We start from the raw sequence: 22,675 nt of genomic DNA, 5'->3' as shown, positions 1-22,675 counted from the left end.
CGCTTTCGCCGGCGTCTGCGCAGCGCCGGCCATGGCGAAGGCGGCACGCCTTACTGCGTGCGCTCCAGCACCAGCAGCGGATCGATGCGGACATCGAACCAGTTCATTCCCCAGTGCAGATGCGGCCCGGTGGCGCGCCCGGTGGCGCCGACCGCGCCGAGCACCTGACCCTGGACGAGGTGGTCGCCGACCTTCACGTCGATCCGCGACAGGTGCAGGAAGTTGGAGCTGACCCCATAGCCGTGGTCGAGCAGCACGGTGCCGCCGGTCAGGTACAGGTCCGGCGCGGCGAAGGTGACCACGCCGGCGGCCGGCGCCTTGACCGGGGTGCCGGTGGGCACGGCGATGTCCATGCCGGAGTGGCCGGCGCCGGGTTGCCCGTTGTACACGCGCGCATTGCCGAAGCGGCCGCTGATGCGGCCTTGCACCGGCCAGACGAAGGGGGCGGCGAAATCGGTACGGTCGTCGTCGCGGTCGCGCGCGGCGACGACCTGCGCCTGTTCGCGCTTGATCCGCGCGGCGATCGCCGGCGGCGGATTGACCGTCTTCGGCGGCACGCCATCGATGCGTTCCAGCGGCCAGGCGCGCGGCGCCACCGCGATGTCGACGGTCTCGCTGCCGCCGTCGGCGCGCTGCACCAGCAGCCGCAGCGGGCCGCGCGCGTCGCGGCCGATGCCGAACACCACGCTGCCGTAGCCGCTGACCCGCAGGCTGCGTCCGGCGTATTGCACGCGGCTGCCGGGCGGCACCTTGCCGATCACCAGCGCGCCCTGCGAGGCGCTGCGCGGGAAGACGCTGCGGGTGTCGGCGCCAGCGCTGGGCGCGGACTGCGCGTGCAGCGCCGGCACGGCGGCTGCCGACGCCAGCAGGCCCAGCGCCAGTGCGGCGCCCGCCAGCAGCGCGCGCCGCATCAGCGGTCGAACGCCAGGCGCTGCCCGTTTGGGCTGCCGACCAGGCGGGTGCCGTCCCAGGCCAGCACGCCGTTGACCCAGGTCGCCGCGATCCTGGAGCGGAAGCGGCGGCCCTCGAACGGCGACCAGCCGCCCTTGGACAGCACGTCCTCGCGGCGCACGGTGAAGGCGGTGTCGTCGATCAGCACCAGGTCGGCGTGGTAGCCCTGGCGCAGGAAGCCGCGCTGCTGCACGTCGAACAGCCGTGCCGGCGCATGCGCGAACTTGTGCACCACCTGGGCCACGCCGAGCCGGCCCTCGTGGACCAGCTCCAGCGCCGCGACCAGCGCGAACTGCACCAGCGGCAGGCCCGACGGCGCCTGCGCGTACGGCTTGCTCTTCTCTTCCCAGGTGTGTGGCGCATGGTCGGTGGCGAGCACGTCGATCACGTCCTCGGCCAACGCACGGATCAGCGCCTCGCGGTCGCTGGCGTCCTTGATCGCCGGGTTGCACTTGATCAGGTTGCCCAGCGCCGCGTAGTCGGCGCGGTCGAAGCGCAGGAAATGGATGCAGGTCTCGGCGGTGATGCGCTTGCCCTGGATCGGGCCGGGCGCGAACAGCGCCAGCTCGTCGGCGGTGGAGATGTGCAGCACGTGCAGGCGGGTGCCGTGCTTGCGCGCCAGCGACACCGCCAGCTGCGAGGATTTCAGGCAGGCCTGGCGCGAGCGGATGTCCGGGTGCATGTCGGGGGTCAGCGCCTCGCCGTACTTTTCCTTGAACGCGGCCAGGGTCGCGTCGATGGTCGGGGTGTCTTCGCAGTGGGTGATGATCGGGGTCGGTGCGTCGCGGAAGATCGCATCCAGGGTGTGCGGGTCGTCGACCAGCATGTTGCCGGTGGACGCGCCCATGAATACCTTGATGCCGGGTGCGCTCTTCGGGTCCAGGGCCTGGATCGCAGCCAGGTTGTCGTTGCTGGCGCCCAGGTAGAAGCCGTAGTTGCCCCAGGCGCGGCCGCCGGCGGCATCGTACTTGGCCTGCAGCGCAGCCGCGTCCAGGGTCGGCGGGTTGGTGTTGGGCATGTCCATGAAGCTGGTCAGGCCGCCGGCCACCGCCGCCGCCGACTCGCTGGCGATGTCGCCCTTGTGGGTCAGGCCGGGTTCGCGGAAGTGCACCTGGTCGTCGATCATGCCGGGCAGCAGCCAGCGTCCGGCGGCGTCGACCACGGTGTCGCCGTCGCGGGCGGCCAGTTGCGGCGCGATTGCGGCGATGCGGCCGTCGGCGATGCGCAGGTCGCCCTCGGTTTCGCGACCTTCGTTGACCAGGCGGGCGTTGACGATGAGCGTGGAAGGGGAGGGCATTCAGTGTTTTCCTGGACAGCGGCAGGCCGGCGCCGCCGCGGGATCGGGCACCGGGTCGAACCCGCCGGGATGGAAGGGGTGGCAACGGCCGACGCGGCGGGCGGCCATCCAGCCCCCGCGCAGCGCGCCGTAGCGGGCGATGGCGGTGACCGCGTAGGCCGAGCAACTGGGCACGAAACGGCAGCGCGGGCCCAGCAGGGGGCTGATGAAGCGCTGGTACAGACGCAGCAAGGCGATGAGAGCGCGGGCGATCACCCGGCCATGATATGCCAGTTGCGCCGCCGGCCGCCGTTCACCGGCGTGTACGCGGCGTGGTTGCCGCTCGGGGTAGGGTAGGCTATAAAGGCCCGCTTTCCCGGGCCCCGGGGAAACCAAGGAAGAGCGATTCGTGGCTGCTAAAAAACCTGCAAAGAAGGCCGTCAAGGCCGCCAAGAAGCCCGTCCAGCCCGTTGCCAAGAAAGCGACGGCGTCCGCTGCTGCCAAGCCGCCGAAGAAGCCGGCGGCCAAGCCGGTGGCCAAGCCCGCGCCAGTGAAGAAGGCCCCGGCCAAGGCGGCGGCGAGCAAGCCGGCGCCCAAGCCGGCCGCCGCCGCGCCCGCCAGGAAGGCCGCGGCCAAGCCGGCCGCCAAGCCAGCGAAAGCCGCCGCCAAGCCCAGCGCCACGCCCGTCGCGAAGCAGGCCGCGCCGGCAAGCAAGCAAAAATCGGCCACCGCCCCGGTCGCCCCGGCGGTGTCCAAATCCGTACCGAAGCCGGCTGTCAAGCCGGCGCCGGCCGAGTCTGTCCCGGCCAAGGCCGCCACGCCCGCCGCTGCACCGGTTTCCAAGCCGGTCGCCGCCACGCCCGCCGCGCCCTTGGCCCCGCCACATAAGAATCCCGTGTCCGTTTCGAAATCCTCCGCGAAAACCCCCACCAAATCCGAATCCACCCCCAAGCCGCCGGTCGCCAAGCCCACCGGCAAGGTCGTCGTCGCGGTGACCGCCAAGTCCAATGCGCCGGCCAAGCCGGCCAAGTACAAGGTGGTCGAGTACAAGACCGACGAGGCCACCGGCCGCCCGATCCTGCCCAAGGGCTACAAGCCGGCGTCCGACGAGGAGTACATGAGCACGCTGCAGCAGGAGTACTTCCGCCAGCGCCTGCTCAACTGGCGTGCCGACCTGGTCGAGGAGTCCAAGCAGACCATCGAGAACCTGCGCGACGAAGTCCGCGACATCGGCGACGAGGCCGAGCGCGCCACCCGCGAGACCGAGAACTCGTTGGAGTTGCGCACCCGCGACCGCTACCGCAAGCTGATCGGCAAGATCGACAGCACGCTCAAGCGCCTGGACGCCGGCGACTACGGCTACTGCGTGGATACCGGCGAGGAAATCGGCCTGGAGCGCCTGGAGGCGCGCCTGACCGCCGAGCGCACCATCGATGCGCAGGAGCGCTGGGAACACCTGCAGAAGCAGCAGGGCGATTAAGGTTTCATGCGAAATAACATGGGTTCATGAGGATGTGAATTCCATGGAATCAGTAAGTTGTAGTCTCACCAGGTCCACGCCTGATCGAGAAATCCCTCGCTTCGGAGGGTGTTTTTTGGGGTGATGTCGGCTTCGAACGCCGTTGAGGATGTTCGAGGTCCGAGACGTGGCAATCGACGAGTTGAACGCAAACCGGATCCGCGACGCCAAGTGCGGCAGGCCCTTCGAGGGCGCTGGTTTGTTCCTTCAAGCCTTCGCACCGAGTCATCTCCCCCACGAGAACCAACCGCAAAGCCGAGCGGCTGGTGTAGGCAAGTCCGCGCGAATAGAGCCTAGGCGCGGGTCTTACGCCAATTCCCAGCAGCCCACCGACGCCTTCCCCGGCTACCAGCCGCCCATCTCACGCACCCCACTGCACAAGGTACCGGGTTTACATCCCTAGCCGGTCCAGCCGGGCATCGGGCTTGCGTTAGCGCGCCCCCATCCAGGTTGGATGGCCAAATTTCGATTTTTTCCCAAATTGGGAAATTTGGAGTATCGTGTTGGTCGACGATGCCCGATGGATAGCGACATGGAACTTCCCCTGGATTTGCTTGAGCTGGAAAAGACGCCCGCTGCGGACGTCAAGATGAAAGGCTGGCCGAGCCTCGTGCGCAAGGTGCGCGTGAGCGGAGCCATCGTCATCACCAACCACAGTCATCCCGAGGCTGTCGTGGTGGACGTGAACGAGTACCAGCGACTGGTCGCGCAAGCGAACGCGGCATCCGGAACGAACCTGCGCGCGCAGTCGTTGCGGACGCTGCAGTTGCGGTTCGATGAGCACCTGTCCTCGCTGAAAGACGGCGCGGGATTGTCCAAAGTGCTGGGTAGACCTGCCCGCAAGGGCATGAAGATTGCCTTGGGAAGCTCGCGCTAGCCTATGGGCCGGATCCTGGTGCTGGCGGGGGTCAACGGCGCCGGCAAGAGTTCGCTGCTGGGCATGATGCTGCGGGAGGATGGAGCCAACTGGTTCAATCCCGACTCCTTTACCCAGGCGCTGGTGGAGGCGGGATGGCCTCTCGATGAGGCGAACGCCGCGGCCTGGCAGGAAGGGGTGCGACGACTGCGTCAAGCGATCGCCGATGGAACCGACCATGCATTCGAAACCACGCTCGGCGCGAAGACGATTCCAAGATTGCTGCGAGAGGCTTGCGACCTTCACGGGGTCACGGTCTGGTTCTGCGGGCTGGAGAGCGTGGAACTGCATATCGAGCGCGTCGCCGCCCGCGTAGCGGCTGGTGGCCACGATATCGCCGAGGACAAGATCCGCGGTCGCTACGATTCGTCCAGGGCAAACCTGATAGCGCTGATTCCCTATTTGGCAGCGCTGCGCGCCTACGACAACAGCCGACCGCCGGACGCCGAGGGCCTCGTCGAACCGCTGCTCGTGCTGGACATGGGCCGTGAAGGCATCCGCTACCCAGAGACGCCCGAGGATCTGGAACAAACCCCGCAATGGGCGAAGGCGATCGTCATGGCCGCCTTGGACGCCCGCCCGCCTGACCGGGTGGAACGTTCGCTCGGATGATGCCGTGAAGGCGTGGTGCCGTCTTTGGGCGTCCTGCGGAGTGCGGCCGACAATCAAGGGTGACCGGGCATGCGAAATACCGTCGCGAGGCTTGGCCGGCCTGCCGCCGGCTGCGACGAACTCTGTGCGATGGTGCTGCTCGAGCTCAGTATCGACGAGGGCCCGTGGGAGACGGCCGATCTGGCGGACAGGTGTCTGCAAGACCACGCTGGTGCCGACGAGCACAGGCCCCACGCCGCGGCTTTGCTGCAGGCGGTGATCGACGTCTCTGCGGCGCGCCCCTCCGGCGACCTGCAGCGTGCGCAACGCGCCTTGTCCTTCACCGATCACCACGTCGACGAAAGCATACGTGCCTTGTGCCCGACGTCCCCTGGGCCCGTACGCGTTAGGAAGGTCCGGCAGTCGGCGAGATCGACAGCACGCTCAAGCGCCTGGACGCCGGCGACTACGTGGATACCGGCGAGGAAATCGGCCTGGAGCGCCTGGAGGCGCGCCTGACCGCCGAGCGCACCATCGATGCGCAGGAGCGCTGGGAACACCTGCAGAAGCAGCAGGGCGACTGATCCGCCAAGCGCGGCACTGCAGCCTTGCACGAGAAGCCCCGCCATGTGCGGGGCTTTTTCGTTGCGCGCCGGATGGCGCCGCTGCGGCACTGCGCCAGAGGGAGCCGATCCGGCCAGGCCGGCGCTGCGTGCCGCGGTGCTGGCGTGCGCTGCCGCACAGGCACGCGCACGCTTGGCGACGGGGCGGCCGACGTGCCCGCTCTCAGCCGTGCCAGCAGCATTCAGCGCACACCGCCGACCAGGCCGCTGCCCGCGTCCTTGCTCAGGTGCAGCGCAGGCAAGGCGAACGCGTCCAGGTCCTGCTTGCTGTCGGCGATGTCCAGGCCGACGATGCGCGAGGTGTCCGGATCGACGTTCAGGCCGATCGGCATGGCGGCGAACTGCACGTAGTCGCGGCTGGCGTTCCATTGCGGCTGGCCGCCGATCCGCTTGAGCACGCTGTCGGCGTCGGCGTCGGCGGCAGGCGCCAGCAGCTGGAACGGAAAGGGGGCCTTGGGATTGGCGAAGGCGACGATGTTGACCACCTTGCCGTTGCGGAAACGCAGGCCGAGCTGGCTGTAGTCGAGCCTGTCGGCGGCAAGCGGCTTGCGCGCCAGCTGTGCGTTGAACCCGGGTGGATAGAGGTAGACGGCGCTGGACGTATCCGGGTGCGCGTCGTCGGTGCGCAGCGCGTCCGGCTGGCCGAGCGCCGCCTGCACCTGCTGCTTGCTCATGCCCAGCTCGACCAGGCCGATGCGCCGGCATGGCGCGGGCAGAGCGGCCGCGTCGCTGGAGCTCGCGAACGCCTGGTGCAGCGCGCTGGTGCAGGCCGCGGCCTCGGCGCCGGCCGACAGGACCGTACCCAAGGCGAGCAGGCCGAGGAGCGAAAGGGATCGGGGTGTCATTGGGGATCTCCGTAGCGTGTCGTGGTGAACGAGGCCTGGATGCGCATCTTGGCCTCGCCGCTTGCTTGAATTAGGGCCTGTTAACACTAAACCAACCTGAGAGTTCCCCCGGCTCTGCCGGGGAGGCAGTAGAAGTTTGACGTATCCGGGAGTCCATCCCGGAGACTCCGCAACGTGAGCGGCCAAGCACACGAGACGGAGAAACCGAGATGGATGAGTTTGAGAGCTTAAGTCACACCAGGTGGGAGTGTCTGTACCACGTTGTGTTCATACCGAAGTGTCGCCGTAAGACACTGTATGTGGGTCTGAGGAAGCATCTAGGAGAGGTGTTCCGGCGATTGGCCGAGCAGAAGGAGAGCCGGGTCGAGGAGGGCCATCTGATGCCAGATCACGTCCATATGCTGTTGAAGATTCCGCCGAAGTAGGCGGTGTCGCAGGTGGTGGGCTATATCAAGGGCAAGAGCGCCATCCACCTAGCGCGGGTGTATGGGGAGCGGAAGCGGAACTTTGTAGGGCAGAGCTTCTGGGCGCGAGGTTACTTCGTTACGAGGGTAGGTCGGGATGAAGGGTTGATCGGGGCATACATCCAGAACCAAGAGGCGGAAGATCGGCGCTTGGACCAATTGCAGTTGCTGAGGTAGTCGGCCACCTTCAGGTGGCCCTAACAAGGGAGGCGCGTAGCGCTCCCGCAGCCGCTTTGAGCGGCTCACATCTCTAAAGCCCCCGGCTTTGCCGGGGGATATTTACTCGAACACTGCCTGCCGGCACAGCGCGGCAATGTCAGCATGACCAACCTGCAAGTGGTCAACGCCATCCTTTACGTTGCCGAGCATGGCTGCAAATGGCGCGGCCTGCCCAAGCGCTTTGGCAACTGGCACACGGTGTACACACGCATGAACCGCTGGGCCAAGGCGGGTGTGCTGGACCGGATGTTGGCCCAATTGCAGAAGTCCCAGATCGTGCGCATCAAAATCGAAGCAATCTCGCTGGACTCCACCAGCATCAAGGTGCATCCCGATGGCACGGGCGCATTAAAAAAAACGGTCCGCAGGCCGTCGGCAAGTCCCGCGGTGGATGGAACACCAAGATTCATATGGTTGCCGCAGATGCTCGAACAGCCATCACCTTTGGATTGACGCCTGGTAACGTGCATGACGCACCTGCAGGCCGCACGTTGCTTGAACACCTGGGGCCAGTGGAGCGGCCGATTCATTTGTTGATGGACCGTGCCTACGAAGGCAACCAAACCCGCCAGTTGGCGCTCGATCTTGGCTTCGTGCCGGTGGTCCCGCCGAAATCCAATCGGGTCGAGCCTTGGGAATACAACCGGGAGATGTACAAGCGGCGCAACGAAGTGGAGAGACTGTTCCGTCGCCTGAAAGGCTACCGCCGGATTTTCTCGCGCTTCGAGAAGCTGGATGCCATGTTCCTTGGATTCCTCAGCTTCGTCCTGGTCGTTGATGGGCTTCGGATGTGTTAACAGGCCCTAGTTGCCGTGCCAGCCTTCGCGGTGGCCGTAGGCCGTGACGAAGGCATTCTGCTGGGCGCTGGTCAACGATCCCCACTGATCGGACGGATTCAGGCCCGAATTGGTGGCGATGGTGGTGATCATCTCCGAGGTCGGGTTCTCGCTCGGCGGCGACCACGTGCTGATGATCTGGCTGAGCGTGGCGGTGTCGTTGATCCGGTTCATGTCGGCCACCGCAGCGTCGAGCCCTGCCTGGGGATTGGAGAAGATCGCGAAACCGCGATCGTTGCCGAGCGAGCCGTGGTCGTCGGCGAAGGTGCCCGAGCGGATGTCGAGCGGATTGTTGTCGCGGTTCGGATGAATGCCGGTGATCTGCTGGGTGGAGCCGTCCGCCGCGGTGTAGCTCACCGTGGTGCCGCTGGCCGATGCGGACGTGGCCGGCTTGGCGTCGCTGCCGGCGCCACCGTCGCCCTCGAACTCGGCGATCGTCTGCATGGCCGACGCCTTGTGCATCGCCGCGTGCTGGTGGTGATGGGCCTTGGCCTTGGCGCGGCAGCGCACGCGCGAACAGCGCGTTATACACCGGCGACAGGAACGCGCGTGCCGCGCCGGTCAGCGCGATCGCCGCGTAGATCGGCCATACGCCGTGCGTCGGCAGCCAGCCGTGGGTCAGCGCGGTCAGCATTCCCGCGGTCGCGACCAGGCCCAGGCTGGCAAGCATGCCCAGCCGGCGCCGCGGCAGGTGGTCGACCAGGTAGCCGGCGAACGGCGCGATGCAGAAGAACGGCAGGATCTCGGCCGGCCCGATCAACCCCAGCGAGAACGGATCGCGGGTGATCTCGTAGATGTGCCAGCTGATCGTGACCGCGACGATCTGGTAGGACAGCATCGCGCAGATGCGGTAGGCCAGCACCAGCGCGAAGCCGGGATGCGCCAGCAGCATGCGCAGGCTCTGTGCGGGAGGGAGCCGGGCGCTCATGCCTGCGCGCGCGCGCTGTTCTGGATGAACGCCAGGATCGCGGCCAGGCCGTCGCTGCGGGTCGGCGACAGGTGCTTGCCCAGGCCGATCGCGGCGACGAAGTCCGGCGCGGTGGCCAGGATCTGCGCGGCGCTGCGCCCGGAGTAGACCCGCAGCGCCAGGTAGATCAGCCCGGAGACGATGGCCGAATCGCTGATCGCATGGAACACCAGGCGCCGCGCATCGCCCTCGGGCACGATCCACACCATCGACTGGCAGCCGTGCAGGCGGTGCTGCTCGGTCTTCCATTCCTCGGGGAACGCGGGCAGCTTGCGGCCCAGGTCGATCAGGTACTGGTAGCGCTCGGACCAGTCGCCGAAGAAGCCGAATTCCTCGGCGATGGCGGCCTGTGCGTCGGCGGGCGTGGGTTCGAGCGGAAAATCGGTATCGGTCATCGCAAATCCAGAATCGAGCGGTAAAGCCCTTCTCCCTCCGGGAAAGGGATCGGTGGCGGCAGGGCAGGAGCGCAGCCCCGCGAAACATCGACGCCAGCCGCCTCGCCCCGCCTCGCCATCCGCTGCGCCCGCATCCTCATCCGCCGCTTCGGGGCGCCTTCTCCCGGAAAGCGGGCTGGGCCATGGTCTCCATGGAGGAAGGACGCTCAGCCACGCTTCCAACGCACGCCTTGCGCGGTGTCCTCCAGGACCACGCCTTCCCCGGCCAACTGCTGGCGGATCGCATCGGCCCGGGCGAAGTCGCGGCCCTGCTTGGCGGCGCTGCGTTCGTCGATCAGCGTCTGGATGCGCGCATCGTCGCCGTCGTCGGCGCCGCGGTTGAACCAGGCCGCCGGCGCCTGCTGCAGCAGGCCCAGCGCCAGGCCGGCGCCGAGCAGCTCGGACTTGGCCTGCTGCAGTTGCGCTTCCAGCCGTGCGTCGCGCGGGGCATCGGCACCGCCGGCCGGAGCCAGCAACTGCCGCGCGACCGTCGCGGTCCGCGCCAGTTCGGCCAGCGCCTGCGGTGTGTTGAGATCGTCGTCCAGCGCATCCTCGATCGCCTGCGGGATCGCCGCGGTCGCCTGGACCGTCTGCAATGCCCGCAGCGTGCCGTACAGGCGGTCCAGGGTGCGCACCGACTGCTCGATCAGCGCATCGGACCAGTCCAGCGGCTGCCGGTAGTGCGCGCTCAGCAACGCATAGCGCAGCGCTTCCGGCCGATGCCTGGCGATCAGGTCGTGCACGGTCTCGATGTTGCCCAGCGACTTGCTCATCTTCGCGCCGCTGAAGTTGAGCATGCCGTTGTGCAGCCAGAACCGGGCGAAGGTGGCGCCGCCGTGCGCGCACTCGCTCTGCGCGATCTCGTTCTCGTGGTGCGGGAATTGCAGGTCCACGCCGCCGGCATGGATGTCGATGGTCGGCCCCAGGTGCGCGACGGCCATCGCCGAGCATTCGATGTGCCAGCCCGGACGGCCGCGGCCCCACGGCGAGTCCCAGCCCGGCAAGTCGTCGCTGGACGGCTTCCATAGCACGAAGTCGCCGGCATCGCGCTTGTACGGAGCCACCTCGACGCGGGCGCCGGCCAGCATCTCCTCCGGGTCGCGCCGCGACAGCTTGCCGTAGCCGGCGAAGCTGGCCACCGCGAACAGCACGTGGCCTTCGGCGGCATAGGCGTGGCCGCCGTCGATCAGCCGCTCGATCATCGCCACGATCTGCGGGATGTGCGCGGTGGCCTCCGGCTCCAGGTCCGGCGGCGTCACGCCCAGTGCGGCCATGTCCTGCCGGTAGATGGCGGCGAAGCGGTCGGTGATGGTCGCGATCGGCACGCCCTGCGCCTGCGCGGCGGCGTTGATCTTGTCGTCCACGTCGGTGATGTTGCGCGCGTAGCGCAGCGCGCCGTAGCGGCGGCGCAGCAGCGCGGCGAGCACGTCGAACACCACCGGGCCGCGCGCGTTGCCGATGTGCGCGTAGTTGTAGACGGTGGGGCCGCAGACATACAGCGTGGGGCCGGCGATCGGATCGAGGGGTTCGAAGACGTCGACCCGGCGGGTCAGGTTGTTGTGCAGGCGCAGGCTCATCGGCATCGGACATGGGGAAGCCCGGCGATTCTACCGGCAGCGGCCGCGCGGCGGGGCCGGGCGCCAGGCCGCGCGCAGGGCGCAGGAGGCGGCTCGGCGGGCGCGACGCCGGGCCACGCGTGCCCGTGGCGCGCCTGTCCAGGCCATGCGCGCCTGCCGTGATGCCGGGGCATCCGCCGCGCCGCAGGCGCACGCATGCCGCGCTGTCCGCCCGTGCATGCGCAGCGCCGGCGCCTGCCCGCATGCCGCGCGTCCGCGCGCGGCGCGGACGCTCCTGCCAGGGCCCGGCCGGCGCCGGCACAGGGGGGCGTTCAGCCCGACGCAAGGCGCGATGCCTACACTGCTTGTTGTCCTCTGCGAATGCGAAGCCTGGTGCCGATGCGTCCGAACCTGTTGTTGCCGCTGGCTGCCCTGCTCGCATGCCTCGCAGCGCCGGTCCGGGCCCAGGACAACGATGCGCGCAACCGCGTGGTGGTGATCGAGAACGTCAAGTTCGACTACGCGCAGGTGCTGAACGTGGAGCCGGTGTACCAGACCCTGCGCGCGACCCGCACCGAGCAGTACTGCGACCCGGTGGAAGCGCCGACGCCGGCGCCGGCCAAGCCGGAGGAGGACGACAGCCGGCTGAGCCGGCTGATGGACTCGGTGAAGGACATCTTCGGCCGCCGCCACGAAGAGACGCCTGCGCTCGCCGCCGCTGCGCCGGCGTCGGCGGCGGGCACGCGCAACTGCCGCACCGTCGAGGTCGGCCGCCAATTCCGGCGGCCGATCGCCTACGACGTGGACTACGTCTACAAGGGCACCAAGTACCGCTCGCGGCTGCCGGAGGACCCGGGCAACCGGCTACGCATCCGCGTCTCGGTGGCGCCTTACGTGCCCGACGCGGTCATGCTGCCGCCGCGATGAACGCGCGCTTGCGCCGTTGCCACGCGCGTGCGAGGATGCGCGCCGATGAACGCGAACCTGCCCGCGCACGATCTCAGCGCCGCCCGCATGGCGTCGGGCATGACCTCGCGTGCGCGCCGACCGGAATCCCACATCCTGCCTGGGTGACCGGAACGCTCGCCGTTCGTTCTGAAAAACCCAGCCTGAGGCTGGGTTTTTTCGTTTCATGCTCCGGAAAGGTTTCACCCGTAAAGAACTACCGCGCGTCCCGCGCACGCCACCGCCGCGGTGGCTCCACGCAGCAAAGGATGGATCGATGTCTCCGAAGCACTTCTTGAACACCCAGGACTGGAGCCGCGCCGAGCTGGATGCGCTGTTGACCCAGGCCGCGCTGTTCAAGCGCAACAAGCTGGGCAGCGAGCTGAAGGGCAAGTCGATCGCGCTGGTGTTCTTCAATCCGTCGATGCGCACCCGCACCAGCTTCGAGCTGGGCGCGTTCCAGCTGGGCGGGCATGCGGTGGTGCTGCAGCCGGGCAAGGACGCCTGGCCGATCGAGTTCGAGCTGGGCACGGTGATGGACGGCGACACCGAGGAGCACATCGCCGAGGTGGCGCGGGTGCTGGGCCGCTACGTGGACCTGATCGGGGTGCGCGCGTTCCCGAAGTTCGTGGACTGGTCCAAGGATCGCGAGGACCAGGTGCTGAAGAGCTTCGCCAGGTATTCGCCGGTGCCGGTGATCAACATGGAGACCATCACCCACCCGTGCCAGGAGCTGGCGCACGCGCTGGCGCTGCAGCAGCACTTCGGCACCTCCGACCTGCGCGGCAAGAAGTACGTGCTGACCTGGACCTACCATCCCAAGCCGCTGAACACCGCGGTGGCCAATTCGGCGCTGACCATCGCCACCCGCCTGGGCATGGACGTGACCCTGCTGTGCCCGACCCCGGACTACGTGCTGGACCAGCGCTACATGGACTGGGCGGCGCAGAACGTGGCCGAGAGCGGCGGCTCGCTGCGCGTCAGCCACGACACCGACAGCGCCTACGCCGGCGCCGACGTGGTCTACGCCAAGAGCTGGGGCGCGTTGCCGTTCTTCGGCAACTGGGGCCCGGAGAAGCCGATCCGCGACCAGTACCAGCACTTCATCGTCGACGAGCGCAAGATGGCGCTGACCAACAACGGCGTGTTCTCGCACTGCCTGCCGCTGCGCCGCAACGTCAAGGCCACCGACGCGGTGATGGATTCGCCCAACTGCATCGCCATCGACGAGGCCGAGAACCGGCTGCATGTGCAGAAGGCGGTCATGGCCGCGTTGGTTCGGGACGCGTGACGCGGGACGCGTAAAGTCCGGGCCGGCGTCTTCGCTTTGCATATTTCTCCAGTATTCCCCCAGGAGTTCATCCATGTCGCAATCCACCGCTTCTCCGAGTCCGGAGTCCGGAGTCCCGAGTCCCGGCACCAGGGACATCGTTCTCGCCTTCTCCGGCGGCCTCGACACCAGCTTCTGCATTCCCTATCTGCAGGACAAGGGCTACGCCGTGCACACCGTGTTCGCCGACACCGGCGGCGTGGACGACGAGGAGCGCGACTTCATCGAGAAGCGCGCCGCCGAACTGGGCGCGGCCAGCCACGTCACCGTCGACGGCGGCCCGGCGATCTGGGCCGGTTTCGTCAAGCCGTTCGTGTGGGCCGGCGAGGGCTACCAGGGCCAGTACCCGCTGCTGGTGTCCGACCGCTACCTGATCGTCGACGCCGCGCTCAAGCGCGCCGACGAGCTCGGCACCAAGGCCATCGCCCACGGCTGCACCGGCATGGGCAACGACCAGGTGCGCTTCGACCTGGCGGTCAAGGCGCTGGGCGACTACGAGATCGTGGCGCCGATCCGCGAGATCCAGAAGGAGCACACCCAGACCCGCGCCTACGAGCAGCAGTATCTGGAGGAGCGCGGCTTCGGCGTGCGCGCCAAGCAGAAGGCGTACACGATCAACGAGAACCTGCTCGGCGTGACCATGTCCGGCGGCGAGATCGACCGCTGGGAAGCGCCGGGCGAGGGCACCCGCGGCTGGTGCGCGCCACGCAGTGCATGGCCGACCGAGCCGCTGACGGTGACGCTGAAGTTCGCGCACGGCGAGGCGGTGGCGGTGGACGGCAAGCCGCTGCAAGGCGCCAAGCTGCTGGCCAAGCTCAACAAGCTGTTCGCCCCGTACGGCGTGGGCCGCGGCATGTACACCGGCGACACCGTGATCGGGCTGAAGGGCCGCATCGTGTTCGAGGCGCCGGGCCTGATCGCGCTGCTGGCCGCGCACCGCGCGCTGGAGGACGCGGTGCTGACCAAGCAGCAGAACCGCTTCAAGCCGGAGGTGGCGCGCAAGTGGGTGGAGCTGGTCTACGAGGGCTTCTTCCACGACCCGCTGAAGACCGATTTGGAGGCGTTCCTGAATTCCTCGCAGACCATGGTCAACGGCGAAGTGACGCTGGAGACCCGCGGCGGCCGCGTCGACGCGGTGGCGGTGAAGTCGCCGCACCTGCTCAACGCCAAGGGCGCCACCTACGCGCAGTCGGCGGACTGGGGCGTGGCCGAGGCCGAGGGTTTCATCAAGCTGTTCGGGATGAGCTCCACGCTGTACGCGCAGGTGAATCGCTGAGGGATGGGAGTGGGGGCGGGATTGGGAATTGGTCAGAGCGGATCCGCTCGCCCGCTCGCCGTCGCGGCCGAGAGGACGGGCCGTGGGCGGGGCCATGCCGCCGCTTGCCGCGACTCGGGGTCGCAGCCCGCCTGTTCCGTCCGCACCCAGACTTCCGCTTCCTGCACAGGGCCATGACCGTGTTGCGCATCAGTACCGACCAGGCCGAACTGGACGTGGCGAGGATCCATCGCTTCCTGTGCGGCGAGGCCGCCTGGAGCCGGGGCATTTCCCGGTCCACGGTGGAGCGGGCGATCGCCGGCTCGCTGTGCTGCGGCGGCGACGTCGAGGGCGCGGGGCAGGTGGCGTTCGCGCGCGTGGTGAACGATGGCGCCGCCTTTGGCGACCTGGCCGACGTGTTGGTGCTGTCGGCGCATCGCCGGCGCGGCCACGGCAGGCGCGTGATGGACGCGGTGATGGTGCATCCGCAGTTGCAGGGGCTGCGCCGCTTGCTGCTGGCGACCTCCGACGCGCATGGGCTCTATGGGCCGTACGGCTTCGCCGCACAGGCGCGGCCGCCGTCGCTGATGGAGCGCCTGCGTTCCGACCTCTACCTGGCCGCCGGCGCGGCCCATTGACGACCGACATGACCGACCTGCTCGACAATACGCTCGCCCACCTGCAGCAGCTGGTGGCCTTCGATACCCGCAATCCGCCGCGCGCCATCGCCGCCGAGGGCGGCATCTTCGGCTACCTGCGCGCGCAGCTGCCCGGCTTCCAGGTCGAGGTGATCGACCACGGCGCCGGCGCGGTCAGCCTGTACGCGGTGCGCGGCACGCCGAAGTACCTGTTCAACGTGCACCTGGACACCGTCCCGGACTCGCCGCACTGGAGCGCCGACCCGCACGTGATGCGGCATGCCGGCGACCGCGTGGTCGGGCTCGGCGTGTGCGACATCAAGGGCGCGGCGGCGGCGCTGGTGGCCGCCGCGCAGGCCGGCGACGGCGACGCGGCGTTCCTGTTCTCCTCCGACGAGGAGGCCAACGACCCGCGCTGCATCGCCGCGTTCCTGGCGCGCGGCCTGGCCTTCGAGGCGGTGCTGGTGGCCGAGCCGACGATGAGCGAGGCGGTGCTGGCGCACCGCGGCATCAGCTCGGTGCTGATGCGCTTCGCCGGCCGCGCCGGGCATGCCTCCGGCCGCCAGGACGCCGCGGCCAGCGCGCTGCACCAGGCGATGCGCTGGGGTGGACGGGCGCTGGACCACGTCGCGTCGCTGGCGCACGCGCGCTTCGGCGGGCTGACCGGGCTGCGCTTCAACATCGGCCGGGTCGAGGGCGGCATCAAGGCCAACATGATCGCGCCGGCGGCCGAGCTGCGCTTCGGCTTCCGGCCGTTGCCGTCGATGGACGTGGACGCGCTGCTGGCCACGTTCGCCGGCTTCGCCGACCCGGCCGCCGCGCACTTCGAGGAGACCTTCCGCGGGCCGAGCCTGCCTTCCGGGCCCGCTTCCGACAAGAGCGGCGCGCGCGCCGAGGACAAGCGCCTGGCCGCGCGCGAGGTGGCCGACGCGCTGGACCTGCCGATCGGCAACGCGGTGGACTTCTGGACCGAGGCCTCGTTGTTCTCGGCCGGCGGCTACACCGCGCTGGTCTACGGCCCGGGCGACATCGCCCAGGCCCACACCGCCGACGAGTTCGTGACGCTGCAGCAGTTGCAGCGCTACGCCGCGTCGGTGCAGCGCATCATCAACGGCGCCGCCTGACGCCCGCGCCGCCGGGCCCCTTTCCCCGCACCACGGAACCGCCACTGCCCCCATGCACGCCAACAAGCAAACCCGCCAGACCATCGTCCGCCTGCTCTCGAGCATGGCCAGCGCCAAGGAGATCAGCCAGTACCTCAAGCGCTTCTCGCAGCTGGACGCCAAGCGCTTCGCCGTGGTCAAGGTCGGCGGCGCGGTGCTGCGCGACGACCTGGACGCGCTGACCTCGTCGCTGTCGTTCCTGCAGGAGGTCGGGCTGACCCCGATCGTGCTGCACGGCGCCGGCCCGCAGCTGGACACCGAGCTGGCCGCGGCCGGCATCGAGAAGCAGACCGTCAACGGCCTGCGCGTGACCTCGCCGGAAGCGCTGGCGATCGTGCGCCGGGTGTTCCAGGTCTCCAACCTCAAGCTGGTGGAGGCGCTGCAGCAGAACGGCGCGCGCGCCACCTCGATCACCGGCGGCGTGTTCGAGGCCGCCTACCTGGACCGCGACACCTACGGCCTGGTCGGCGAGGTCAAGGCGGTCAACCTGGCGCCGATCGAGGCCAGCTTGCAGGCCGGCTCGATCCCGGTGATCACCAGCCTAGGCGAGACCCCGAGCGGGCAGATCCTCAACGTCAACGCCGACTTCGCCGCCAACGAGCTGGTGCAGGAGCTGCAGCCGTACAAGATCGTCTTCCTGACCGGCACCGGCGGGCTGCTCGACGAAAACGGCAAGGTGATCGATTCGATCAACCTGTCCACCGAATACGCGCACTTGATGCAGCAGCCGTGGATCAACGGCGGCATGCGGGTGAAGATCGAGCAGATCAAGGACCTGCTGGACCGGCTGCCGCTGGAGTCTTCGGTGTCGATCACCCGCCCGGCCGACCTGGCCAAGGAGCTGTTCACCCACAAGGGCTCGGGCACGCTGGTGCGGCGCGGCGAGCGGGTGCTGCGCGCGACCGCGTGGGACGCGCTGGACCTGCCGCGGCTCACCGCGCTGATCGAGTCCAGCTTCGGCCGCACCCTGGTGCCGGACTACTTCGCGAACACCGCGCTGCTGCGCGCCTACGTCAGCGAGAACTACCGCACCGCGGTCATCCTCACCGAGGAGGCCGGGCACACCTACCTGGACAAGTTCGCCGTGCTCGACGACGCCCAGGGCGAGGGCCTGGGCCGCGCGGTGTGGAATGTGATGCGCGAGGAGACGCCGCAGCTGTTCTGGCGCTCGCGCCACAACAACCCGGTCAACATCTTCTACTATGCCGAATCGGACGGCTGCTTCAAGCAAGAGAAGTGGAAGGTGTTCTGGTACGGGCTGGACAGCTTCGCGCAGATCCAGCAGTGCGTGGCGCACTGCGCCACCCGCCAGCCGACGCTGCGGGACTGACCGCCATGGCCCCGATGCCGCCGCCGGCCTGGCGCAAGATCCCGACCCTGCGCGGCCGCCACGCCACCCTCGAGCCGCTGCACGCCACGCACGCGGACGCCCTGCACGCGGCGCTGGGCGACGGCGCGCTGTCGCGGCTGTGGTACACCAACGTGCCGGCGCCCGAGGGCATGGAGGGCTACATCGCCGCCGCGCTGGCCGCCCGGGCCGACGGCGACGCGCTGCCGTTCGCGGTGCGCGACGCGGCCGGCGAGGTGGTCGGCACCACGCGCTGCTACCGGCTCGCGCCGGAGGTGCCGACGCTGTGCATCGGCTACACCTGGTACGCCCCGCAGGCGCAGCGCACCGGGCTCAACACCGAAGCCAAGCTGATGCTGCTGCGGCACGCGTTCGAGACCCTGGGCTGCCTCAGCGTGGTGTTCGAGACCAGCTGGTTCAACCATGCCTCGCGCGCGGCGATCGCGCGCCTGGGCGCCAAGCAGGACGGCGTGCTGCGCCGGCACAAGCGCCACGCCGACGGCAGCCCGCGCGACACCGTCGTGTTCTCCATCATCGACGCGGAATGGCAGGCGGTCGAACGCCACCTGCGGTTCCACCTGGACGCCCATTCATGAGCGACAAGACCTTCACCCTCGGCATCGTGGGCGCCCGCGGCCACACCGGTTCGGAACTGATCAAGCTGGTCGCCGCGCACCCGCGTATGCGCCTGGCGTTCGTGTCCTCGCGCGAGCTGGCCGGCCAGCCCGTGGCCGCGCGCAACGCCGGCTACCGCGGCGCGCTGCACTTCGAGAGCCTGGACGCCGACGCGGTCGCGGCCAAGGGCGCCGACGCGGTCATCCTGGCCCTGCCCAACGGCAAGGCCGAGCCGTTCGTGGCGGCGCTGGAGGCGCAGGCGCCCGGCACGGTCATCGTGGACCTGTCGGCCGACTACCGCTTCGACCCGGGCTGGTACTACGGCCTGCCGGAGCTGACCCGCGCCGGCTACGCGGGGCAGACGCGCATCAGCAACCCTGGCTGCTACGCCACCGCGATGCAGCTGGCGATCACGCCGCTGCTGCGCGAACTGGCGGGCCCGCCGCAGTGCTTCGGCGTGTCCGGCTACTCCGGCGCCGGCACCACGCCCTCGGACAAGAACGACCCGGAGCTGCTGCGCGACAACCTGATGCCGTACGCGCTGACCAACCACATGCACGAGCGCGAGGTGTCGGCGCAGCTCGGCGTGCCGGTGGAGTTCATGCCGCACGTGGCGCCGCACTTCCGCGGCCTGACCGTGACCGTGAACCTGTGGCTGCAGCGGCCGCTGATGCTGGAGCGCGTGCAGGCCCTGTACCGCGAGCGCTATGCCGGCGAGGCGCTGGTGGAGGTGACCGACGCGGCGCCGTGGGTCAGCCGGATCGCCGGCCGCCATGGCGTGCAGGTCGGCGGCTTCACCCTGGCGCCGGGGAACCAGCGCGTGGTGGTGGTGGCGACCCTGGACAACCTGCTCAAGGGCGCGGCGACCCAGGCCCTGCAAAACCTCAACTTCGCGCTGGGCCTGGACGAACTCGCCGCGATCCCGCACTGAGCCGGGCGCGGTCGCCGCCACCCCCAGGCCTGCGCTATGCGACGCCCTGGGCCGCCGACCCGAATCGAACATCATTGCCGGACGCGTCCGGCACCCGCAGGAGACACACCGATGGCAGAGCTGTTGTGGCAGAAACCCGGCGTCGCGGTCGACGCCAAGATCCAGGCCTTCCTGGCCGGCGACGACGTGATCCTGGATCGCGAATTCTTCCTGTACGACATCGCCGCCAGCAAGGCGCACGCGCAGGGCCTGCAGCACATCGGCATCCTGTCGCTGCAGGAGCTGGGCGCGTTGAGCGAGCAGCTGGACGTGCTCGCCGCCGACTTCCGCAGCGGCGCGTTCGTGCTCGACGACCAGTACGAGGACGGCCACTCGGCGATCGAGGCGCGCCTGACCGAGCGCCTGGGCGACGCCGGGCGCAAGATCCACACCGGCCGCAGCCGCAACGACCAGATCCTGGTCGCCACCCGGCTGTGGCTGAAGCACCGGCTCGCGCGCGTGGCCGCGCTCAGCGGCGAGGTCGCGCGGGTGGCGCTGGACCGCGCCGAGGCCGAGCAGGGCCTGCCGCTGCCGGGCTACACCCATATCCAGCGCGCCGTGGTGTCCTCGGCGGGGATGTGGTGGGCGGGCTGGGCCGAGGCCTTCGTCGACAACGCGGTGCGTGCCGCCGACACCCTGCGGCTGGTGGACTGCAACCCGCTGGGCACCGCCGCCGGCTACGGCGTCAACCTGCCGCTGGACCGCGAGCACACCACCACCGAGCTGGGCTTCGCGCGCATGCAGCTGTCGCCGGTCTACGCGCAGCTGTCGCGCGGCAAGTTCGAACTGGCCGCGCTGGAAGCGCTGGGCGGCGCCACCCTGGACCTGCGCCGGATCGCCTGGGACCTGTCGCTGTTCACCAGCGGCGAGTTCGCCTTCGTCGCGCTGCCGGCGCAGTACACCACCGGCAGCTCGATCATGCCGAACAAGCGCAATCCCGACGTGATCGAGCTGATGCGCGCCGCCCACGCCAGCGTGGCCGCCGCGCGCACCGAGATCGAGCAGCTGCTGTCGCTGCCCTCCGGCTACCACCGCGACCTGCAGAGCAGCAAGGGCGCGATCGTGCACGGCTTCGGCCGCGGGCTGGCCGCGCTGGAGCTGCTGCCGGCGCTGCTGGCCAACCTGCAATGGCGCGAGGACGGCCTGCGCGCGGCGATCGACTCGGGCATGTACGCCACCGACGCCGCGGTCGAGGCGGCCGTGGCCGGGGTGCCGTTCCGCGAGGCCTACAAGGCGGCCGCGGCCGGCGCGGCCACCGCCGGGCAGGGCCGCACGCCCGAAGGCAGCCTGGCCGCCCGGGTCTCGCCGGGCGCGGCGGCCGACCTGCGGCTGGACCTGCTGCGCGCGCGCTGGGACGCGCTGGCGGGCTGAGGGGCGCCATGCGCCTGGCCACGGCCGAGCACGTCCCGTGGGGCGACGGCTGCGACGGCTGGCACCTGCGCAAGGACGCGCGCAGGTGCGTGATCGCCGAGCGCATGCCGCCGGGCACCTGCGGCATGCGCCACCTGCACCGGCACGCGCGCCAGTGCTTCTGCCTGCTGGAAGACGGGACGATACTGACGCTGGACGGCGTGTCGCACCCCTGGGCCCTGACCAGGGCCTGCACGTGCCGCCGGGCCGTGCCCACCGGATGCGCAACGACAAGCGCGCGGCCGGCGCGGTTCCGGGGGGGCGGCCCCGCGCAGCCACGGCGACCGCAGTGCGGCGCCCCCGATCGAACGAGGAGACCCGCGATGACGCTCTACCTGGTGCTGGCGATGCGCAAGCCCGACTTCCCGGCCGCGGTGGTGCGGCCGCACCGCGACTTCCTGGCGCAGTTGCGCGAGCGCGGCCTGCTCGAGCTGGCCGGCGGCTTCGGCGACGGCAGCGGCGGCGCCTACCTGCTGAAGAACCTCGACAGCCTGGACGCGGCGCGCGCGCTGGTGGCCACCGATCCGTTGGCGATCCAGCAGGCCTCGGTGCTGACGGTGCACGAATGGAATGCGCAGTGACCCCGGGAGCGCGCGCCCGATGACCGCGCCGTCCGCGTCGTTCATGGAGCAGCCGTTGCCGCCCTGGCGGCGCGCGGTGCTCAAGGTCGGCAGCAGCCTGCTGGCCGCCGACGGCGGCGGGCTGTCGCCGCGCTTCGCGCTGGGGCTGGCGCAGTTCGTCTCGGCCAACCTGGGGGCCGGGCGCGAACTGGTGATCGTGTCCTCCGGCGCGGTGGCGGCCGGGCGCGCGATCCTGCCGCGGGCGGCCGAGGCCGGCGCGGCGATCGCCGCGCGCCAGGCGCTGGCCGCGCTCGGCCAGGCGCAGCTGATCGCGCTGTGGCAGCGCTTCTTCGAGCGCCCGGTGGCGCAGGTGCTGCTGACCCACGACGACCTGCGCAACCGCCGCCGCTACCTCAACGCGCGCGCCACGCTCGGCGAGCTGCTGCGGCTGGGTGCGCTGCCGGTGGTCAACGAGAACGACACGGTGTCGGTGGACGAGCTCAAGCTCGGCGACAACGACAATCTGGCCGCGATCGTGGCCGCGCTGGTCGACGCCGACGCGTTGTTCATCGCCACCGACATCGACGGCTTGTACACCGCCGACCCGCGCCTGCACCCGCACGCGCAGCCGCTGGACGAGGTGCCGGAACTGAGCGCGGCGGTGCTGGCGATGGCCGGCGGCAGCGGCAGCCGGGTCGGCACCGGCGGCATGCGCACCAAGCTGGAGGCCGCGGCCAAGGCCGGCGCCGCCGGCATCGAGACCTACCTGTTCAATGGCCGCAGCGCCGAGGTGGTGCGCGGCCTGGCCCAGGACCGTCTGTGCGGCACTCGCATCCATGCCGCGCGCACCCGCGTCGCCGCGCGCAAGCACTGGCTGCGCCAGGTCCCGGTCGAGCCGGGCGCGATCCTGGTCGATGCCGGCGCCGCTGCCGCACTGGTCGAGCGCGGCGCCTCGCTGCTGCCGGGCGGGGTGGCGGGCGCCGAAGGCGAGTTCCGCCGCGGCGACATGGTCGAGGTGCGCCTGCGCGACGCCGCCGGCGAGCGCTGCCTGGCGCGCGGCGTCAGCCAATACGCGGCCGCCGACGTGCGCCGCATCGCCCGCCGCCATTCCCGCGACATCGAATCGATCCTGGGGTACAACTACGGCGGCAACGTGATCCATCGCGACGATCTGGTGGTGCTGCAGGCGCCGGGAGCCGGGAGCCGGGACCCGGATCCCGGGACAGTGGCATAACGGCGCGGAA

The 22,675-nt window shown here is 69.7% G+C and carries 22 protein-coding genes and 3 pseudogenes; 17 read left to right on the top strand and 8 right to left on the bottom strand.

Going from position 1 to position 22,675, the window contains the following annotated elements; translation table 11 throughout:
• Positions 1–50: 50 nt before the first annotated feature.
• Genes G4Q83_RS12375 through yidD form a run of 3 tightly spaced genes read right to left on the bottom strand, consistent with a single transcriptional unit; the run spans position 51 to position 2,521 of the window.
• Positions 51–911, bottom strand: coding sequence for a M23 family metallopeptidase (locus G4Q83_RS12375; protein WP_128421775.1), 861 nt, complete (start codon positions 909–911; stop codon positions 51–53).
• Entirely contained in the window at positions 911–2,248 is a 1,338-nt protein-coding gene (locus G4Q83_RS12370) for a dihydroorotase (RefSeq protein WP_128421776.1), read from the bottom strand. Before G4Q83_RS12370 ends, G4Q83_RS12375 begins: the two co-directional genes overlap by 1 nt.
• The gene (yidD, locus tag G4Q83_RS12365; protein WP_128421781.1) at positions 2,249–2,521 is read right to left on the bottom strand and encodes a membrane protein insertion efficiency factor YidD; all 273 of its coding nucleotides are present in this window, start codon (positions 2,519–2,521) and stop codon (positions 2,249–2,251) included. It abuts the gene before it with no gap.
• Positions 2,522–2,636: 115 nt separating this feature from the next.
• Here yidD and dksA point away from each other — a divergent pair, with 115 nt between their 5' ends.
• From dksA to G4Q83_RS12345, 4 genes and pseudogenes are all read left to right on the top strand, one after another.
• Positions 2,637–3,707: an RNA polymerase-binding protein DksA gene (dksA, locus tag G4Q83_RS12360; protein WP_128421777.1), complete on the top strand. Its 1,071-nt coding sequence runs from the start codon at positions 2,637–2,639 to the stop codon at positions 3,705–3,707.
• A 571-nt stretch (positions 3,708–4,278) separates the two neighbouring features.
• Positions 4,279–4,623 carry a type II toxin-antitoxin system prevent-host-death family antitoxin gene (locus tag G4Q83_RS12355; RefSeq protein WP_128421778.1) on the top strand — a complete coding sequence of 115 codons (345 nt, stop codon included), beginning with the start codon at positions 4,279–4,281 and terminating at the stop codon, positions 4,621–4,623.
• A 3-nt stretch (positions 4,624–4,626) separates the two neighbouring features.
• Entirely contained in the window at positions 4,627–5,274 is a 648-nt protein-coding gene (locus tag G4Q83_RS12350) for an ATPase (protein ID WP_128421779.1), read from the top strand.
• A gap of 401 nt (positions 5,275–5,675) precedes the next feature.
• A pseudogene (locus G4Q83_RS12345) lies at positions 5,676–5,837 on the top strand (TraR/DksA family transcriptional regulator); the annotation flags it as partial.
• Between the two features lie 221 nt (positions 5,838–6,058).
• On the opposite strand, the gene G4Q83_RS12340 reads toward G4Q83_RS12345, so the two are convergent.
• Positions 6,059–6,721, bottom strand: coding sequence for a secreted signal peptide protein (locus tag G4Q83_RS12340; protein WP_128421780.1), 663 nt, complete (start codon positions 6,719–6,721; stop codon positions 6,059–6,061).
• Between the two features lie 209 nt (positions 6,722–6,930).
• Between G4Q83_RS12340 and tnpA the strand changes: the two are divergent.
• Together tnpA and G4Q83_RS12330 are read left to right on the top strand one after the other, a co-directional pair.
• Positions 6,931–7,362 (top strand): annotated as a pseudogene (tnpA, locus tag G4Q83_RS12335) (IS200/IS605 family transposase).
• A 69-nt stretch (positions 7,363–7,431) separates the two neighbouring features.
• A protein-coding gene (locus G4Q83_RS12330) for an IS5 family transposase (protein WP_246432384.1) occupies positions 7,432–8,201 on the top strand; the annotation gives its coding sequence in 2 pieces (ribosomal slippage) (positions 7,432–7,753 and positions 7,753–8,201; 771 coding nt in all).
• A 6-nt stretch (positions 8,202–8,207) separates the two neighbouring features.
• Here G4Q83_RS12330 and G4Q83_RS12325 read toward each other — a convergent pair.
• From G4Q83_RS12325 to cysS, 4 genes and pseudogenes are all read right to left on the bottom strand, one after another.
• Positions 8,208–8,684, bottom strand: coding sequence for a hypothetical protein (locus tag G4Q83_RS12325; protein WP_246432421.1), 477 nt, complete (start codon positions 8,682–8,684; stop codon positions 8,208–8,210).
• A 52-nt stretch (positions 8,685–8,736) separates the two neighbouring features.
• A pseudogene (locus G4Q83_RS12320) lies at positions 8,737–9,168 on the bottom strand (MFS transporter); the annotation flags it as partial.
• A complete protein-coding gene (locus tag G4Q83_RS12315) occupies positions 9,165–9,602 on the bottom strand; it encodes a SufE family protein (RefSeq protein WP_128420949.1) in 438 nt (145 codons plus the stop codon). The pseudogene G4Q83_RS12320 and the gene G4Q83_RS12315, both read right to left, overlap by 4 nt.
• Before the next feature lie 206 nt (positions 9,603–9,808).
• Positions 9,809–11,218 (bottom strand): cysteine--tRNA ligase, encoded by a 1,410-nt coding sequence (gene cysS / locus G4Q83_RS12310; protein WP_170069184.1) that lies wholly within the window; start codon positions 11,216–11,218, stop codon positions 9,809–9,811.
• Positions 11,219–11,596: 378 nt separating this feature from the next.
• Between cysS and G4Q83_RS12305 the strand changes: the two genes are divergently transcribed.
• From G4Q83_RS12305 to proB, 11 genes are all read left to right on the top strand, one after another.
• On the top strand, positions 11,597–12,124 hold the full coding sequence (locus tag G4Q83_RS12305) for a hypothetical protein (RefSeq protein ID WP_128420951.1): 528 nt from the start codon (positions 11,597–11,599) through the stop codon (positions 12,122–12,124).
• A 295-nt stretch (positions 12,125–12,419) separates the two neighbouring features.
• Positions 12,420–13,433 carry an N-acetylornithine carbamoyltransferase gene (locus tag G4Q83_RS12300; protein ID WP_128420952.1) on the top strand — a complete coding sequence of 338 codons (1,014 nt, stop codon included), beginning with the start codon at positions 12,420–12,422 and terminating at the stop codon, positions 13,431–13,433.
• 73 nt (positions 13,434–13,506) lie between these two features.
• Positions 13,507–14,748: an argininosuccinate synthase gene (locus tag G4Q83_RS12295; RefSeq protein WP_128420953.1), complete on the top strand. Its 1,242-nt coding sequence runs from the start codon at positions 13,507–13,509 to the stop codon at positions 14,746–14,748.
• A gap of 173 nt (positions 14,749–14,921) precedes the next feature.
• Positions 14,922–15,365 (top strand): GNAT family N-acetyltransferase, encoded by a 444-nt coding sequence (locus G4Q83_RS12290; protein WP_128420954.1) that lies wholly within the window; start codon positions 14,922–14,924, stop codon positions 15,363–15,365.
• 8 nt (positions 15,366–15,373) lie between these two features.
• Positions 15,374–16,489 carry an acetylornithine deacetylase gene (locus tag G4Q83_RS12285; protein ID WP_128420955.1) on the top strand — a complete coding sequence of 372 codons (1,116 nt, stop codon included), beginning with the start codon at positions 15,374–15,376 and terminating at the stop codon, positions 16,487–16,489.
• A 52-nt stretch (positions 16,490–16,541) separates the two neighbouring features.
• Positions 16,542–17,858, top strand: coding sequence for an acetylglutamate kinase (locus G4Q83_RS12280; protein ID WP_128420956.1), 1,317 nt, complete (start codon positions 16,542–16,544; stop codon positions 17,856–17,858).
• A 5-nt stretch (positions 17,859–17,863) separates the two neighbouring features.
• Positions 17,864–18,472: a GNAT family N-acetyltransferase gene (locus G4Q83_RS12275; protein WP_128420957.1), complete on the top strand. Its 609-nt coding sequence runs from the start codon at positions 17,864–17,866 to the stop codon at positions 18,470–18,472.
• On the top strand, positions 18,469–19,422 hold the full coding sequence (gene argC, locus G4Q83_RS12270) for an N-acetyl-gamma-glutamyl-phosphate reductase (protein ID WP_128420958.1): 954 nt from the start codon (positions 18,469–18,471) through the stop codon (positions 19,420–19,422). The genes G4Q83_RS12275 and argC overlap by 4 nt, the downstream gene beginning before the upstream one ends.
• A 111-nt stretch (positions 19,423–19,533) precedes the next feature.
• Positions 19,534–20,832 (top strand): argininosuccinate lyase, encoded by a 1,299-nt coding sequence (locus tag G4Q83_RS12265; protein WP_128420959.1) that lies wholly within the window; start codon positions 19,534–19,536, stop codon positions 20,830–20,832.
• 362 nt (positions 20,833–21,194) lie between these two features.
• Entirely contained in the window at positions 21,195–21,452 is a 258-nt protein-coding gene (locus G4Q83_RS12260) for a YciI family protein (protein ID WP_128420960.1), read from the top strand.
• Between the two features lie 19 nt (positions 21,453–21,471).
• Positions 21,472–22,665 (top strand): glutamate 5-kinase, encoded by a 1,194-nt coding sequence (gene proB, locus G4Q83_RS12255; RefSeq protein ID WP_128420961.1) that lies wholly within the window; start codon positions 21,472–21,474, stop codon positions 22,663–22,665.
• The last annotated feature ends 10 nt before the right edge of the window (positions 22,666–22,675 follow it).

The organism is Xanthomonas theicola (assembly GCF_014236795.1).
Taxonomy (GTDB): Bacteria; Pseudomonadota; Gammaproteobacteria; order Xanthomonadales; family Xanthomonadaceae; genus Xanthomonas_A; species Xanthomonas_A theicola.
Note: the sequence above shows the minus strand (reverse complement) of the source record. Positions and strands in the feature narration are given on the sequence as shown.